This is a genomic window from Paenibacillus sp. Soil766, from assembly GCF_001428105.1.
GTDB lineage: Bacteria > Bacillota > Bacilli > Paenibacillales > NBRC-103111 > Paenibacillus_E.
On the sequence record NZ_LMSJ01000054.1, the window covers coordinates 298,709 to 315,716 of the forward strand.

General features: G+C 46.8%; 18 protein-coding genes. 5 read left to right on the forward strand and 13 right to left on the reverse strand.

What is annotated here, in order from left to right:
- Positions 1–14 precede the first annotated feature (14 nt).
- Both ASG89_RS38000 and ASG89_RS38005 read left to right on the forward strand, forming a co-directional pair.
- Positions 15–302, forward strand: a complete 288-nt coding sequence (locus ASG89_RS38000; RefSeq protein WP_057315160.1) for a hypothetical protein — start codon at positions 15–17, stop codon at positions 300–302.
- Positions 303–356: 54 nt separating this feature from the next.
- Positions 357–497: a hypothetical protein gene (locus tag ASG89_RS38005; RefSeq protein WP_235549987.1), complete on the forward strand. Its 141-nt coding sequence runs from the start codon at positions 357–359 to the stop codon at positions 495–497.
- A gap of 54 nt (positions 498–551) precedes the next feature.
- Here ASG89_RS38005 and ASG89_RS30820 read toward each other — a convergent pair whose 3' ends face one another.
- The 4 genes from ASG89_RS30820 to ASG89_RS30835 form a co-directional block, all read right to left on the reverse strand.
- A complete protein-coding gene (locus ASG89_RS30820) occupies positions 552–1,094 on the reverse strand; it encodes a GNAT family N-acetyltransferase (protein ID WP_057315161.1) in 543 nt (180 codons plus the stop codon).
- Between the two features lie 25 nt (positions 1,095–1,119).
- Positions 1,120–2,208, reverse strand: a complete 1,089-nt coding sequence (locus ASG89_RS30825) for a low temperature requirement protein A (RefSeq protein WP_057315235.1) — start codon at positions 2,206–2,208, stop codon at positions 1,120–1,122.
- Between the two features lie 319 nt (positions 2,209–2,527).
- Positions 2,528–3,778 (reverse strand): ATP-binding protein, encoded by a 1,251-nt coding sequence (locus ASG89_RS30830; RefSeq protein WP_057315162.1) that lies wholly within the window; start codon positions 3,776–3,778, stop codon positions 2,528–2,530.
- Positions 3,779–3,861: 83 nt separating this feature from the next.
- Entirely contained in the window at positions 3,862–4,287 is a 426-nt protein-coding gene (locus ASG89_RS30835) for a GTP pyrophosphokinase (RefSeq protein WP_057315163.1), read from the reverse strand.
- Between the two features lie 127 nt (positions 4,288–4,414).
- Here ASG89_RS30835 and ASG89_RS30840 point away from each other — a divergent pair, with 127 nt between their 5' ends.
- Positions 4,415–5,287: a pentapeptide repeat-containing protein gene (locus ASG89_RS30840; protein ID WP_082593712.1), complete on the forward strand. Its 873-nt coding sequence runs from the start codon at positions 4,415–4,417 to the stop codon at positions 5,285–5,287.
- A 97-nt stretch (positions 5,288–5,384) separates the two neighbouring features.
- On the opposite strand, the gene ASG89_RS38785 is transcribed toward ASG89_RS30840, so the two are convergent.
- A complete protein-coding gene (locus tag ASG89_RS38785) occupies positions 5,385–5,552 on the reverse strand; it encodes a hypothetical protein (protein WP_082593713.1) in 168 nt (55 codons plus the stop codon).
- A gap of 225 nt (positions 5,553–5,777) precedes the next feature.
- Between ASG89_RS38785 and ASG89_RS30845 the strand changes: the two genes are divergently transcribed.
- Together ASG89_RS30845 and ASG89_RS30850 are read left to right on the forward strand one after the other, a co-directional pair.
- Positions 5,778–6,503: a hypothetical protein gene (locus ASG89_RS30845; RefSeq protein ID WP_057315164.1), complete on the forward strand. Its 726-nt coding sequence runs from the start codon at positions 5,778–5,780 to the stop codon at positions 6,501–6,503.
- Positions 6,504–6,721: 218 nt separating this feature from the next.
- Positions 6,722–7,300 carry a hypothetical protein gene (locus tag ASG89_RS30850; protein ID WP_057315165.1) on the forward strand — a complete coding sequence of 193 codons (579 nt, stop codon included), beginning with the start codon at positions 6,722–6,724 and terminating at the stop codon, positions 7,298–7,300.
- A 70-nt stretch (positions 7,301–7,370) separates the two neighbouring features.
- Here ASG89_RS30850 and ASG89_RS30855 read toward each other — a convergent pair whose 3' ends face one another.
- The 8 genes from ASG89_RS30855 to ASG89_RS30890 all read right to left on the reverse strand — a co-directional run bounded on the left by ASG89_RS30855 (position 7,371) and on the right by ASG89_RS30890 (position 16,991).
- Positions 7,371–7,892 carry a YbjN domain-containing protein gene (locus ASG89_RS30855; RefSeq protein WP_057315166.1) on the reverse strand — a complete coding sequence of 174 codons (522 nt, stop codon included), beginning with the start codon at positions 7,890–7,892 and terminating at the stop codon, positions 7,371–7,373.
- Between the two features lie 14 nt (positions 7,893–7,906).
- Positions 7,907–9,955, reverse strand: coding sequence for a hypothetical protein (locus ASG89_RS30860; protein WP_057315167.1), 2,049 nt, complete (start codon positions 9,953–9,955; stop codon positions 7,907–7,909).
- 42 nt (positions 9,956–9,997) lie between these two features.
- Entirely contained in the window at positions 9,998–10,966 is a 969-nt protein-coding gene (locus ASG89_RS38010) for a DUF4157 domain-containing protein (protein ID WP_057315168.1), read from the reverse strand.
- Between the two features lie 129 nt (positions 10,967–11,095).
- Positions 11,096–12,532 carry a PP2C family protein-serine/threonine phosphatase gene (locus tag ASG89_RS30870; RefSeq protein WP_057315169.1) on the reverse strand — a complete coding sequence of 479 codons (1,437 nt, stop codon included), beginning with the start codon at positions 12,530–12,532 and terminating at the stop codon, positions 11,096–11,098.
- Positions 12,533–12,613: 81 nt separating this feature from the next.
- Positions 12,614–12,949 (reverse strand): STAS domain-containing protein, encoded by a 336-nt coding sequence (locus ASG89_RS30875; RefSeq protein ID WP_057315170.1) that lies wholly within the window; start codon positions 12,947–12,949, stop codon positions 12,614–12,616.
- The gene (locus ASG89_RS30880) at positions 12,946–13,383 is read right to left on the reverse strand and encodes an ATP-binding protein (RefSeq protein WP_057315171.1); all 438 of its coding nucleotides are present in this window, start codon (positions 13,381–13,383) and stop codon (positions 12,946–12,948) included. Before ASG89_RS30880 ends, ASG89_RS30875 begins: the two co-directional genes overlap by 4 nt.
- An 11-nt stretch (positions 13,384–13,394) precedes the next feature.
- Positions 13,395–16,433, reverse strand: a complete 3,039-nt coding sequence (locus tag ASG89_RS30885; RefSeq protein WP_057315172.1) for an MFS transporter — start codon at positions 16,431–16,433, stop codon at positions 13,395–13,397.
- A gap of 54 nt (positions 16,434–16,487) precedes the next feature.
- Entirely contained in the window at positions 16,488–16,991 is a 504-nt protein-coding gene (locus tag ASG89_RS30890) for a GNAT family N-acetyltransferase (RefSeq protein ID WP_057315173.1), read from the reverse strand.
- Positions 16,992–17,008: the final 17 nt, after the last annotated feature.

Below are 17,008 nucleotides of genomic sequence, written 5' to 3' on the forward strand. Positions count from 1 at the left end.
AAGTGACATCTGATGTGGAACAACTTTCATCTTCACCTGATTCCTCTAGCAATCAAGGCCCGCCATTCCTCAGTCTGACCGATACAAGGACTTTGTTTGGGGCTACCACAAGCGTTAACATAGGCTATAATAATAGCAAAGTTGTCACATTAAGTACCCAGCTATATAAAATTGGTAATTTACAATTACCACCTACTGCTGTGGATCATCATTTGCATATATCAGGTCTTATCTATGAAAATCGTTATGTGGATTACAATAGCATTGCCCCAGCCTTTCAAATCACAGTGAAGAACCGATAGGCCAATGAAGCATCCATACCTGAACAAGTTGCCGCGATAAAATTGCTTTATAATTTGAGTGATAGTAGTAGGCTCTATGACATTTCAATAGATCAACCTCTTAAGTCAGGATTGCATCAGTTAACCATTAGTTTCCAAGTTGGCGAACGAATAGTCTTGCAGCGGGACTGGGATATCATGAATACGGCGAAATAGCCGGATGTACAAGAAAGCAGGTTGCCGAGGCAACCTGCTTTCTTGTACCTACAATTAACCTTGCCTCCACTCTCGCTTCAGCATGCCATATACAATGAGGTCAATGTAATGATCGTTCAGCCATGCGGCATCCCGAATCTGACCTTCACTCGTAAACCCGAATTTCTCCGGAATGGCTCGGCTTTTGAAATTGGTATCTCCGCATCTGATTTCAACTCGGTTTAGGCCAAGTTCATTAAAAGAATAATCAATCATCCATTGGCATGCTCGTGTCATGATCCCATGTCCTTGAAAGTCTTCCCCTAACCAGTAACCCAGACTGGCGAAATGATTAGCCCAATTAATCGGGTGAAATCCGATGCAGCCTGCCAATTCACCTTTAAACCAAATGCCGGCATTGAAGCCATTGTTGGATGCCTCTTGCGTCTGACAGTGCTGAATAAAAGCTCTTGAATGATCGCTATTCTGCGTGGCGTCCACCCAAGGCAACCATTCTCTCAGGTAATCTCTACAGCTGTCGGTTAGTTCAAAAAGAGCCTCGGCATCCTTGGGCTCAAACGATTTCAGTGTAAGCTCAGCGTCCAGTTCAATTCGCATAATTTCCTCCCCTCTAGGTGATTTTTCAAGTCGTTCCCTTCGCATAAACAGCAAAAAATAACATCATTTCTCCGATGATAACGTAATTCGGCATTTCAAACATCAGATCCAACCCAAGAAATACAGCTAGTAACCCTAGAAATACAGCTAAATGCCCTATCTTCAACCGTTGATGTGCATGCCTATATTTGTGGAAAACCAGTGATGTCGAGAAAAAGTAGAGGAGCACGGAGCCGAAAATAAAGCTTATCATAAACCCATAATTCAACTGTTCCAAGAATAGCAGCTGGATCGATGCGGCCATCATACATAAGGATAAATAGATGAATAAATGGCCATAGATGATGGTCTGTCCTGCCGTTTCTAGGTCTTTATTCACTTTCTTCTCGACGTTCTCGAAATATTGCCACCACATCGCAATGATGAGCAGGAATGTGATCGATGCAAAAAGTATGGATCGCCATGTCCAATCACTCGACTGTAGGACAGTCAATATGCTTATAACCGATTCTCCGAGCAGAATCAGCGTAAATAGTGAGAAACGCTCTAATAAATGATGCGTATTAATGGGGCTTTTCACTAAGTATTTCCGACCCAATAAAGGGAGCAAAATATCCACCATAATTCCCGCATACAACACCGCGTATCGAATCCATGAGTCAAAAAACAGAGAAAGTGCCGATATGACCAGTCCGATCCAAAAACGGCTGCCTAAATAACGTGCAGTAGTCCGTCGATGATCTTCTTCTTTTTTATGTACAGCTAGGTATTGAATGGCTGTCATCGCTCGCAAACCTAAGTAGCCGATGAGAAAGGGCACAAAATACTGATCAAAATCGACCGACAGGCTGGCCGTCATAATTAACACGAAAAATAATTGCAGAATAAGAAAAACGCGATGCGAGGTACTGTCCCGCCCAAACCGATTAACAAAAACGGACTGCCCCACCCAAGCCCACCATATCGGAACAAAGATCAGAACGAATTTGCTTAAATACTCAAGAGGGATGGTGCCATGATGCACATGCAGCAAGACATGGCTCGCTTTGGAAACCGCTGCTACAAAGAGCAGGTCGTAGAATAGCTCAAGCCAGGTTACTTTTTTCTCAACCATTGCTTTGATGTGATGCAGCCCTGGTGTGTGATTGTTCATTGTTGGGCTCCTTTGTTATAGTTGTTATTTAAATTTCTGCCGATATCATGTTATTCGAGATCCAACTCGATAATCCTGTAGTATCCGTCGTTAGATAGCTTATTGAAAAAAAGCCGCACCCCTTAGAGGACGCAGCTTCGTACCACAACTTTATTTAAATACAGGAATTTCCTCTGCATAAACTTCATTTGGTCTGCCGCTTGTATAGGTAACCTTACGGTCAATCATACAATATCCATTGTCGCGCTCCTCCCAACTACTTGTCTCCACTCATTATACCTTATAGGGCCTCCATCAACCATTGTCGTTCCTCTGCCCCTACGGCGTGGATCAGGTGCGCAAGCACTTTCTTCTGTTCCGGATTTAATCGCGCAAATACCTTGGGCTCCGCATGGCACAACGCACGAATCGCAGCTTCAAGCTCCTCCCGGCGGTTAGCCGCCTCAGGATCACCTGTGAACGTCGGAAACGCCTTCGCTTCTGCAAATTCCTTGATGACAGCATCGGATAATTTCCGCAGATACGGCTTCCTTTTCTCACTAATGAACGTGCCCAGCTCATCCAGCAGATATTGAAAAGCGTCACTTTTGCGGCTCGCACCGAATATAAACGACTGCTGACCGCTCAGGTCTTCATGACTAAAATCAAACTGATCAAATAGTTTACTCTGAATGTAGACACTATGATAAAAGGAATCCCCTTTATTGTTAAACGTTGTGGGCTGTTTATGCTGCTCTTTCATCTTCGAGTCGATAAAATACAGCTTCGAATATTCGTGATTCATGCGATCTTCCCAACGAATATAGGTAATTCGAAATTTCGTCTGCGACATCGGATGCACAGATAGGAAGGTTTCCTTTTCCGCGATCAAGCTAGTGTAATCCAATGGCTCACCATCAATACGAATCGTATACGGCTTGTCCGCATGCAGTTCCAAAAACCAACCGAATTCTCTGCTCAAAAATGCCAGAAAATCCTCAACCACGAACTCCTTAATGATGTTCGTAAACGTGACGGTTGTCCCTCTATCCTTATCTGTTAGATCAGGCTTAGTCACTTCATAGGCATCCAATCGCTTCGCTTGAATATGAATCTTATACGTATTTTTGAGCAGGAGACCATCCTCGTACGTGGTTTGCCAGGTAGCCTCGGAAGCAAAACGGTGAAATGTTAAGCGACCTATCCCATTTTTACCGTGCATAGCCGAGGTTGTTCTCCCCCGTTTATCCGGATCCACAGCTTTCTCCGATTCATAAAAAGGCGTAAACTTTCCCTCTAAATCCTTCAGCTTAATGCCATAGCCATTGTCTGCAATCACGATTTGATCCACGCCGTCTAGTATGTTTTTATGAAGGGTTATGTCTACCGCCGTAGCCTCAGCGTCGAAACCATTCCATATGTATTCGGCAATAGCTTGCAAATAATCAAACTTACGAAGCGCTTTTTCGATACCTTTTGAGGATATTTTTATGTTGTTCATGGCGATCAACCCTTTCTTCATATAATCTGCCTGTACGTATACACTTATCATATTGCAAAAAGCTCATTTCGTATGTCGATTGATGTACGCTCAGGGCAAGTCTTTTTCGACAAAAAAAACTGACCCCTAAGGTGTCAGCTTCCATACTTCAATTCGGCTATCGCTTTTTTGTACTTATCGATTCTTTCATAGTCTTGTCGGGTAGGCTGTTCAATTCGACCAAGGTCACAATTATCTTCTAAGTCTAAGAGCTTCACAATCGATGCTAATGGATTTACTTTGATCCTCTTAATAAATCCCTCATACGACTCATCAGGCCTTCTAGTAAGGCAATCTAGCGCTTCCAGGATAGGTACACTAAAGCCTTCTTTTTTCAAATCAAAGAGGGTAAAACTCGAATCCTCCACGACATCATGTAAGACAGCAACTATGGATTCTTCCGAAGATTTCGCCCTGCTAGCTAAACGAATCGGGTGCAAAATGTAGGGGCTTCCCCCTTTGTCTACCTGACCATCATGGGCCTTTGCTGCGATTAAAATGGCTTTCGTTAATGTGCTCATCGATGTCACCCTCTCACCTTCTTCGTGAAAATAGCTTTTTCACCAGTTATAGCATAAGTCCCTGTTTTTGCATACGGGTGCCGCATTGTATAATGTATAAATAATACCAAAACAAGGAGAACCATTTATGCTAGAGAATAACAACTTTTCAGAAGTTACAACGGCTGGTAAACGCCTACATATGCAAGGAGATTGCGAGAATTGCTTTGGTTTATGTTGTGTTGCGCTGCCCTACGCAGCTTCAACGGATTTTGCTAACCATAAGGATGCTGGACAACCCTGTACGAACCTGCAAGCCGACTTTCGTTGTGGCGTACACACCCAGCTTCGACAGATTGGCTTTCGAGGCTGTACCGTGTATGACTGCTTCGGCGCGGGACAGAAGGTTTCGCAGCACACTTTCGGAGGTACGGATTGGCGGAAAGCGCCTGACACCGCGCAGCAAATGTTTGAGGTATTTCCGCTGATGCGCCAGCTTCATGAGCTGCTCTGGTATTTGACGGAAGCTTTACAATGGCCATCAACTGAGGAGATTCATGGGGAGCTAAGCGCTTTGCTCGCTGAAACCGAACGCCTCACGAACCTCGATCCCGACAGCCTGGCCAACTTGGACGTTGCCGCACATCGCGCTGCCGTAAATGCTCATCTTCTTCAAACCAGCGAACGTGTGCGCGAAGAGGCGCTTCAAGCACTTCCAACCACCAAAGGACGCCGTAAAACTTATGGGAGAGGCGCCGATCTGATTGGTGCTAATTTGAAAGGTGCTGATCTCCGGGCCAGCAATCTACGAGGAGCCTATTTAATAGCAGCTGATCTACGAGGTGCCGACCTGCGGAAAGCAGATCTGATCGGAGCCGATTTCAGAGACGCCGACCTTCGTGGGGCAGATTTGAGTGATAGCCTGTTTCTTACTCAGTTTCAAGTGAATGCCGCCAAAGGGGATAGGCACACGAAGTTACCTGCGCACTTAACACACCCTGCACATTTCAGTAGCGAGTAGCCTTCTGGCAGACAAATAGTCCGATTTATCCGAAATAAAACGAGAACTTCTAGTGAAAAAGTAAGATCGACTAATAGATGTGGTGGCGCCATCCGACCTAGAGGTCCTTGACCATTCGCCATACAGCGTTAGGTTGGTCTTCTTCTTTTTCTAGGAGGCGAAAGCCACATTTTTCGTACAAATGAAGCGCAGGCAAATTCGTTGGAGCCACACGTAAATGATACGATTTCACAGCATATTTCTCAAAGAAACCTTCTGCATACATCACTAATCGTCGACCGTATCCACGTAGGAATCTTTCCGAAAAGCTATAATCGTTGCTCGATCCTTCTCCACATCTATCGGTCTAAACTCCATAGGTGTCGCCTCCCACATGGCATTTTAATCCCTAATTTTAAGCTGGCTTTCAGCATTTATTCGCTATTCTTTCATAATAACATCGTACAATGACAACGTGGACAAACAAAAAATAGGAGTGATACATACACGTATGAGTATGAAAAAACTAGCAGGCATATGCATCTTGATCCCCATTCTTCTAGCAGGATGCGGGAATCAATCAGACACTCAAAGCGCAGCAACTGGCACCTCTCAACCTGTACAGCAAACGGAGAAGGCGGCAGGTAATAGCCAAGAGAATAACCAACAAAATCGCCCTGCGATGAATTCTGCACAGAGACAGCTTTTCAGTACGTTCCAAATGCTCAGCATGATGGATAAATCGGATGGTTTGACCATTACGAAGGAGCAAGCGCAAGCCATGCTGCCTGTCGCTCAGGAAATCGTCACGAAGAATGAACTCAGCGATGATAATAAAACGAAGCTGCTGGCAAATTTAACTGATGCTCAGAAGTCCTTCCTAACCGATTCAGAAACACGCATGAGTAATCGCGGTAATGGCGGCAACGGCGGTCCAAACGGACAAGGCAATGCTGGGCAAAATGGCCAGGGATCAGGCAATCGAACTGGTGGTTCCAGCGATGCAGCTAAATCTCCTGCGCCAGATGCTTCAGCTACCCCTAAAGCGGGCGCAGCAGATGGGACAGGAAGTGGCCAACAAGCTGGCGGCCAAAAACCGAATGGTGCTGGTGGTGGCGGAAATGCTGGAGGAGGCCTAAATGGCGGAGGCTTCGGTGGAGGCAATCGCCCTGCAGGCGGACAAATGGGAGATGTGGGTAAGCAGTTCATTGAATTGCTGCAAAACAAGGTGAAATAAGTCGAAATATTTCCTAGGAAATCAAAATAAACGGCTAGTATAGAGCGGAAATAGCGGCACATCAACTAGATTTCCTTAGTTCCGTTACAAGGGAATGAGCGTTTAGGGAATTGGGTTCTCATACATTTTTATCTCTATCATCTATCAACCCATGCAATTCTATCTGTCGAGCATAGAATAGTTGGCAAGTAGTGCATATACCGATAGGAGATGGCGAGATGACTAATAAACGACGTATCGCAGGAAAACCGAGTAGAATTGTTCGACTTCCAAGAAGCGCAGGCATCCCAAAAGTGAAAGCTATGCTGCTATACCATGCTCAACTGAAGAAGCACAGCAAACTAGGAGCAGGCCGCTTATTTCCGAACCAAAGAACAATCTCAATTGGTACAGATAACTCTTGGTTCAACGCTCAGGAAATTCCGCGTAACCCAGGATGGATACCAGTGACCAACGCTAACTATGTTTGGTTCTCTGGCAACCTGAACAGTGAGAATGCGGTCATTTCGACACGCTTCTCGCTCTCGCAACGAAGATCTATTCTGAGCGCTTCACTTTTCTTATCCGTTGATAACTTCGCGGTTGTCATCATCAACGGTGTACCCGTGGTCTATGACGCGCCACAGAACACCCCTTCTTTCTACAACACTGGACGCAGCTTCAATATAAGACGATTTTTACGACGCGGCCGTAATGATATCGTCATCATCGCCTTCAACTTTGGCGGACCACGCAGTGATAGCAATCCTGCTGGTGTAGCAGCAAGACTGGACATTCGACTCAGCTCACTTCTGTAAATTCATGTAAATAAGAAAAAGACCTCCAAACCACAATCTGTTGGTTTGGAGGTCTTTTTGCAGTTCATTGCTATGCTCTTAACGCCTGAATAACCTGCTCTGCATCCGCTTCACCGCTAGCAACCTGCTCGATGTGCTCACCGAACATATCACACATATACACGAATAGGGTGAGAATTTCTAACACTTCATCACTCTCGAACGTACGCGAAGCCGACAAGCTATACACATAACGATAGTGGATCTCGCCTTCCTCATTCACACCAAAATGGCCAATTGGCAAGCGTGTATTAATTTCGAGCAAGAGCGCGGCTACACCTTCACGGGCATCTGCTTGCAGATGAAACGGCAGTGTGCTGTAAATCTGTAGAAGTTGAATGGCAACAATTTCATCATCATTCAATGGCAAAAAGCTAAAATGAAGGAAACGATCTCTTCCTTGGCTATCCTCTTGAAAGCCTGCCATTAGCACATGTAGCGGAATCGCTTCGGACTTCTCTAATAAATTCGTGGCGAGCTCTGCCCCATCCAAAATCTCTTTCAATTGCCCTAATTGCGCCAAGTGGCGCGCGTGTGCAAGTTCAGTCAACATATCTGTTCAATCTCCTATTCTCTCTTACCCATTGCTTCAACAATAGCGCTTTTCAGCTTAGTTGGATTGCCCTTGAATTGATTCAAAGCTTCAATGCTGATACCAGCTGCTTCTACGAAGCTCCAAACTTGTCTATATCGCGTTACAACTGCTGCGTCCGCTTCGTCATAGTCAGGGAGCTTATCGAACATATCATAGATAAGATCCGTGTCATGCGCACGTTTCTCGAGCTTCTTCTCGGTTGATTTATCCGCGTTGAAGACTGCCTTAGTAATTCCCCATGCGCCAGCTTTCGATGCGCGATCACGTCCAGCTTGCTTCAAGGATCTGGCAATTGGTATAGCTGCACTAATACCTGAAGCAACGATTTTCAGTGGCATCCCCACTTGTGCTCCTACCCCTGTAAGCGTTGCAATATCTGCCGCAATTTTGGTGAGCTCAAGACCGATTTGAATAGCTCCACGATCTGTTCGCTTCACGTTAATATTTTTCATTTCTTTCGCTAATTCATATTTAGCGATTTCATCGAGCTGCTGATTGGCTGCGGCCACTTTGGCTGGATCACCTGATGCAATATCAGCGTTCAACTGCGCCTTTTTCGCAGCCAGCTTCGCTTTGTCAACACCTGCATTTCGCGTGTACCAACGTTTTTCTTTGAGAATATCGGCATTCTCTGCTTTGCCTTTGAAGTCACGTTTCATCGTCGTCATCGCGCTGCGATTTAAACCGGCTTTGATCACATCAACCGTTTTGATAGCAATTTTCACGCCGCTTACGGCAATGCTTACGCCTGGTATAACGGATGTTAAGCTAGCTGTACTTGTCTCCATGATATCCATGATGCCTTTGGCCACTTTGATACCGGATTGCGCAGCTTGGATCGCGTTACTAATGATCTCGATAACGCCTCTAGCTTTTTCCCCTTTATCAAGACCACCATTGTCCACACTCTTTTTATACATATCATAAATCGCTTTAACGGCCATAATTGTATTCTTAACTGCGGAGATCGCTTCCGCAACTGTCCCTGAGTAGTCACTGACGGATGAGGAAGCCCCAACACCATCTTCTTTACCCGTGGATTTGGCAGCTTTATCAACGAGGCCAGCCGAGCCGCTGACCATTTTACCGCCTGCCTCAATCATAGTCGATCCTGTACCTGCATACTGAAAACGTTTATCATGATCCTGTCGCTCACGAGAAGCAATAATTGTTTCTCTGATCGCACTCATGATCTGGAACGGCCCGCTCACAAGATCTGCTGTAGAAGCTACGGCCCCCATGGTAGCTGACTGTTGCGCTGTTCCAGCATCCTTCGTTTTATCGTAGGAGTCTTTCAAATCATCTGAACGTTTACCGAAGCTGTCGGAGAACGCTCCGCCAACCCCAGCTGTCATGTCTGCATTATCCTTCGTATCATCACCCGTTGGATGCATCGTAGAGGCAGAAGCAACTACTGGCGGAGCTGCATTTCGGGTTAAGGTCGGCGGCGCTACCTGCGACGCTGGTGCCACTGTAGCYGCTCCCGGCGGAGCGACCGTCCCTGCAGCAGTTCGCGTTAAGGTCGGCGGTGCTACCTGCGACGCTGGTGCCACTGTAGCCGYTCCCGGCGGAGCGACCGTCCCTGCAGTTCGCGTTAAGGTCGGCGGTGCAACCGTCGACGCTGGTGCCGGAGCAAGGCCTGTTGCTCTTGCTCGGTGGAACGTCACTTGAGGACCTGGTGCTGCAGTCTGCGGCGCAACCTGTGAAGCTGGCGCAACTGTTGATGTTGGTGCAACCGTCGATACTGGTGTCGGAGCTAGTCCGGTTGCTCTAGCTCGGTGGAACCTTACTGGAGGAGCCGCCGCCGTTGCCGCTTGTCCCGAATTATTACGCTGAATAACCTGATTCGCGTAAGCTTGTGTAGCACGATTACCAACCGTTCGTTGCATCTGCATAAAGACGTTAGTCCCCATAGGTGACATTTGCGAGGTACTCGTACTTGTCGGAGCCGATAGCGATTGCTGCATTTGCTGATGCGAGGGGCTCGCTGGTTTGGTCTGGCCTTGTTTTCCTTGGGGCATCTCTACCATGCTCCTTCATGTTATATTTCTTGCTTATTTGCTTTACTTACCGCCTCGCTGTTGAACAACATGGGTTAATTCATGACCAAGCAGTTCTTGCCCCTCGCGTGAATCTGGATTGTATCGGCCTTCTCTGAAGAACACGTCATTGCCCGTAGCAAAAGCTTCTGCGCCTAACGATCTATTAATCTTAGTTGACTCTGAATCATTATGTATGTTTACGTTGCTGAAATCTGTTTGGAACGCAGATTCCATCTTCGCTTGAATGCTTGAATCCATTTTGCTGCCGCTGCCTTGTTTGGCCTTAATCTGCGACTCAATTCCTTCACCAGCTTCAAATCCGCCTTCGGACGATGACTTCATTTGCAGTTCCTCTTCCTCCGACTCGCCGCCCTCTGAGAGTTGGATCGACTCTCCTGAAGAAGGCTTCATCTGCAGCTCCTCTTCCTCCGATTCGCCGCCCTCTGAGCGCTGGATCGACTCCGTTGATGGCTTCATCTGCAGCTCTTCTTCCTCCGACTCAGCGCCCTCTGAGCGCTGGATCGACTCCGCTGACGGCTTCATCTGCAGCTCCTCTTCCTCCGACTCGCCGCCCTCTGAGCGCTGGATCGACTCCGTTGATGGCTTCATCTGTAGCTCCTCTTCCTCCGACTCGCCGCCCTCTGAGAGTTGGATCGACTCTCCTGAAGAAGGCTTCATCTGCAGCTCTTCTTCTTCCGACTCAGCACCTTCTGAGCGCTGAACATCTGGTTTAGAAGCCCCACTACTCTCCGAAGAAGCAATGTGCTCCGCCGCGTGTTTCCCCATTTGGTCCGCTTCCTGCTCATATGCATCACCAGCTGGACCAACGGTCATCTTGGTCTGAATGTTCAACATATTGCCAACAGCGCGATTGCCGATAGCACGTTGAATGTTCATCAGATCAGAGGATACAGAAGAATTTGTTTTATTACTTTTTTGATTCGTATGCAAAGAAGAATCTGGTTGCCGGTTAATATGGGATTTTTGCATGGCATAACCCTCCTAGCGAGCTTTTAATGGAATCATTCATTCAAATCTGATCTGCACGTCTATATGTCCGTCCCTCTGTGCAAGAAGTCTGTCAATTTACTATATCACAACGCTATGAAGCGGAGTTTACTATTTGAGCGAATTGCGATCAATAATAAGCACAGCAATATCATCGGACTGAACGGCACCATCTGCGAACAGATCCACATCTTGCACCATTTGACTAAGCAAATACCCAGGATTACTTGCTTGCTCCCTCACTAATACATCTTTGAGGCGGGCAAAGCCATATTGGTGCTGAAGTTGGTCTTCAGCCTCCGTTATGCCATCCGTATACACGATAATGCGATCTCCTAGGTCTAACATGACCTCATTATCCATATACAACGTATCGTCCATAACACCAAGAGGGAGTCCCTTTTTCCCCTTCAGTAATTCTACTTCACCATTAGCCCTCACCATATAGGGTGGACAATGACCGCCGTCACTATATAAAAGCTGACCTGTCGCTACGTTCAATACCCCGCAAAAAATCGTCGCAAACATAGTCGAATCATCCTTATACAGCTCTTGATTGACAGCCGTCAGCAGCTCACCTGGAGTCAACTCCACGGACATCTTTCCTTTGAGCAGCGTCATTGTCACCGCCATGAATAAAGCAGCTGGAATTCCCTTGTCAGAAACATCACCAAGAACGAAGAACATACGATTCTCGTCAATGCGAAAATAATCATAGAAATCGCCGCCTACTTCGCGTGCGGGTCGAATGATGGCCTCCGCATCTGCCTGCGCTCTGCCGCCGAGCGTCTCCGACGCGGAAGTTCCAAGCGTGGCATCCTCACCACGGCTTTGCAGACTTAAGCTCTTCCGAGGAAGAAACCCCATCTGAATATCTGTTGCGATACGCAGTTCACTTTCCATGCGTTCCTTAGCTGCCGTCGTGACTTTCAACGCATGTACCGACTTCTCGAGTGCATCGTACAGCATCGCATTTTCTAGCGAAGCTGCCGTCGGTGAGGCGATCGACTCCAGCAACTGCAAGTCTCGATCCGTGAACGGTGTATCGCCACGCTTGTTCAACACCTGCAGCACGCCAATGATTTTCCCTTTACTGACAAGAGGAACACAGAGCATGTTGCGGGTTGGATAATCAACGCGCTTCGCGACCTTGGACGACCAGCGTTCATCTCGCGCAGCATCGTCAATCTTGACCGACTTCCCTGTCTGTGCGACCCATCCTGCGATGCCTTCGCCGATCTTCAGTCGGATTTCACGCACCTCATCACCTTTGGCGCCAAGCGCAAGATCGAAGAACAGTTCACCTTTGTCCTCATCAACCAAAATAACAGATGAAGCCTCCGCGTTCATGATGCGAGATGAGGTTTCCATGATTTTAACAAGCAAATCCTGTTTACGAATCGTCGAGTTCACTTCCAGGCTCACATCAAAAAGCTGCATCGTACGCTCGAGCTCCAGCTCTGCTGCGTGACGCTTACGATTCCCAAGCTGCCACTGGATGACAGCCACAAGACACAGGATAACAAGTACACCTACGGCTATCTCCATCCAGCTCAGCTCCTTTGCATGTCGTGTAATTAACCAACTTAACAAGTTCTTTCGAACGAAGTGCTACTCACTTTAGTCGAATTATTTAATGGCATTAACTGCTTCATCTTCCGTCTCATATAGCTTGAAAATGCTGCTAAATCCTGACATATCAAAAACTTCCTTCACTTGCTCATTCATACGAGATAGCGCAAGCTTGCCCTGAATGACCTTGACCATTTTGGCAGCGGACAGCAAGCTTCTTAGTCCTGCACTGCTCACATAATCAAGTCCTTGCAGATTAAATACGAACTTGCCCTTACCTTGCTCCACCAGCTTAGCGAACGCCGATTCCAAGCTTGCCGATGTATTCCCATCCAATCTGCCTTGTAAACTTACTACCACAATGTCACCTTGCACCTGCTCGGTAATATTCACGAAACACCCTCCTCTTGGATCCGATTCTTTCTCATTAGCAGAACATTCTCCTCATTCAAACGTTCATACCGAAGTTCGTCCATAACTTGCCGGACAAAGTGGATACCCAGCCCACCGATTCCGCGTTCTTCGATACTTTGGTCGGTGCGGGGGCTGGATTTGAGCAGTGGATTAAAAGGAATTCCCTGATCACTCAAACAAAGCTCCCAACCATCGGGGGTTTGCCCAACATCAAGGCGAATTGTATGCATCCCATTTTGATCAGATGGGTAGCCGTATAGAATAATGTTTGTTATGAGCTCATCGCAGACCAAATTGATTTGAAACAGAGCCTTCTCATCCATGCCGAGGGACCCTGATAAGCCTTGGATAAAGGCTGCTAGACGCTCTAGCTCTTGTAAATCGTTGCGCAATACGATGGACTCAATACCCAAGACGATCACTCCTACGACATTTTCAACAGCATGTTCTCAAGCAATCGTACTCTTGCACTTGATGCATGTAGCATCCCGATCCCAATCTCCGGATATAACCTCACTAAGCGAGACAAGCTCTCTCCTTGCAAGGTAAGAACACGTACTTCATCAAAAATGACCTGTGCGGTAACAGACGACGGGGAGCCATCTAACGCAGTCGTTTCACCAACCGCTTGCTTAGGTCCCAAAACACCAATCGTCGATGTCTCTCCAACACCTGTCTCATTGCTTAATTCAACATGCCCCTCAATTAGTAGATACATGGCTGCGTTCGATTCACCCCGCCGCAACAAGTAAGTTAAATCCTCGTGCACTTCTTCCGTCGCAATACCCGCAATTAACCCTAGCTCATCGACGGACAAATCCGCGAATAAGTTGACTTGCTTCAAGAAAATCACTTTATCCAACATCGTTAGAAATTTACGTTCTTCTTTCATATCAGCACGCTCCAATGCGCTTAGTGCGTAGATGGAAATATCCTTAAGCCAGCTATCTGACCATGTTGTTGCTTCTTGAAGCAGTTCCAGCGGCTGTAATCCCTCCATGACATCTGTCACGCCTTGTTGCTTTAACTGGTCTAATAACGCATAGGCCAATTTACGATCGCCTAATCCCTCCGCAAGGACCTCTAATCCGTTCTCACGAAGTTCGATATTCTCGTCTTGAATGGCTTCACGCAGCGTCATAATGATCCGCTCATCAACAAGCTTAGCCATGACCGCCCAGGCTCCATCAATCAGTGCCTCATGCAGCTCACCACATCGTTCCTTAGCCAATTCTGCTAGACCCGTCAGGCCAAGCTTCTCTAAAGCAGCAGGCAATACACGCTCTTGAGTTGATGCTTGCAGACGCTCTGCACATTGTGGGGCGAGCAGGGAATGAAGTCTGCTTTCATCTAGTAGCTCAGCGAGTGTTGTTACAACCGCATTCCAAATGAATGGATTCGGATGGTGACTATACTCCAGCAAGATCGGCAGTGCTTTATCACCCATATCCACAAAAGCTTGCAGAATGGCTTTGAGCAGCTCTTGATCCGCCATGGAGACCATCCCCAGCATCATAGGGATGCTTTCCACATGCTGAAGCTTACCAATACAATGCGCAGCTGCCACCTTCACAGCGGGACGCTCCTCATCGAGTAAAGAAACGACCCAATCCGTGTACGTATTCAGTTTCAAATCAGCTACGGTATGACAGCCATAGACGGCCCATTCGCCGCCGGTATCTAGCATTTTGATAATAGCTTCGTCGCAAGCCGCGTAGCTCTCTTCACTTTCTAGGGCATACAGGGCTTTGACCCCTTCATGCACGACCTTGGGATGCGTATCCAACAGCTTCACACGGATAAAGAAATGAGACTGACTTCTCAAATGCGTTGCCTTGGAAATCAACTTCACACACTCCGCACGAACCTCTGGATCCTCATCCTCCAGGAATGAGGCGACCTGCACGAGGTCTTGAATCGTGGCACCTTGCAAGTTCATCGCACGTAATACCGCAATGCGAATCCGCGAGCTCTCTTCTCCAATCATTTGGATCAAATGCGGCAAGAACGCAGAATCTTTGGCTTTACCAATAATTTCGAGAGCTAGCTCCCGCACGTAATCATTCGGATGTTTCAGATAGGCTAGAATAGCCGATAAGGCTTTGGAACTGCGAATGCCCCCGATAAAAGAGCCCGCAATTTCAGATAAATCTCCGTGTAGGGATTGAACGCTTTTGACTAATTCACGAATATACAAATTCCGGCCGAACCACGCTACAACGACTAGAATCCCTGCAATCACCACACCTAGCCATGCCAGAGGCGACAATTGAAGGAGACCAAACGAATACAGCATAGAGAAGAACGAGCCAATCAGAATACCGCCAGATGCTGCAACCCCTTGCGCGAAATAGCGATAGCCATCCCGTTTGGAAATTGGCATCATTTTGAAGAACAGCTGATAACAAGGCTCTGCGATGTAGTACAGCAAAATATAAAAAACCGCATAAGATCCAGAAACCATGACCAATCCGAGCGACTGATTCATGAATAACGCTGTGAGGCCAAAACCGCCAAAGAAGATGACTGTGATGCCTAATAAAATATTACTGGCGCCTAACCAGTTCATTAAGCGAGTAGATACCGTTTGTAGCAATAAGCAGAACGTAAATTGAATCGCTGTGATTAAGCCATAAAACGAGGTCAAATCTCCTTCATTAGAAAACTTATATTCCGCTGCCGTAAAATATTGATACTCCATCATAAAATAAACAGCCGGCATCAGTGTCATCAGCGCAACCGCACACAGCAGGAAGGGACTTCGCAGCATCTGTTTCGCATAGTAGCCTGAAGTTTGCTGCTTCTCTTCCTCACCAGTGAGAGGGACTGGCTGGGCCCTAGTCAATCTCTTATCTTCTTTCAGTGTAAGCGGAACTAAATATCGCATAAGTGCCCTTCGGAAGAAGACAAAGCCGAATACCATGAGAATTGGGGCGAGTGCATATACGGCTTCCGTGCCAAGCAATTTGCCAAGCTGATGGGCCAACAACCCTGCTGTAATTCCACCTGTCGTTGTAGCAGCGATAAAAACGGGCATAAGTCGCTTCGCCTGCTGCGTAGGACACAGATCAAATGCTGTACTCCACAGGAGTAAGGTTAGCTGCCTTACGACAAAGTTAGAAGTGAGGAAAAGAATTGGATAGTAGTATCGATAGTCGAGGCCGCCTAGCTTGAATCCCAGGAGCACAACACCGTTCAGGAAGAGAAGTCCCATCATAATGAGATAGAGCGTCGTCATCATCTTAGCCTTCGGCAGTCGGTTCGCCAGTTTAGCTAAGAGCCAGCCTTCTAGCGGCATGATAGCAGCTTCAACCATATAAATATAGGGCAAATATTGCACGCCGAAGCGCTGATTAAAAAGTGCCATGAACGCCGTGTAATTCAAGGATTCCGCAATTCCGCTAAAGTAAAAGATCGGCAGCATCATCCAAAGCTTACGACTGTCTTCTGTGCGCAGCCCCATCCACCCTTTTAAGGTTCCTTGCATATCATCAGGTCCAATCTATTAGTCTATCTGTCAAGGGGACAGTGGTTTATAAAACGCTAGTCTAGCTTCACCTTCATAGTAATAATTCGGATACGTACCAATGAGTTCGAAGCCATTAGCTTTGAACATCTTTTGAATGGGGAGGTATTCCGGTAAATCACACGTGTAGGTCAAAATGTAACGTCCTTCTGCAAAACGGGCAAACGTTTCTAATGCTTGGAATAACACCTTGGCAAATCCATGTCTTCGATATTCCCGGTGAACAGCCAAGTAATCCCAGAGAAATCCGCCGGATTGATGCTCATTTTCTTTGCAGCTCGTCACTGCGATTATGTCACCAGTCTCATTCTCTATGTACCAATGCCGGTGATTGCGCTGAGATAAACTAAGCATTGGCGCATGACGGAAATGATCTAACTCGCCTGGTGTATGACGTTGATCATCGAAAGAAACAGGTGATAAATAGAAATCTGTAATCCGTAACGCATCTTTCTCATTGGTTAATTCATGCACAGTCCAATTACTTACTTCCATCTCACAATCCCCTTAAA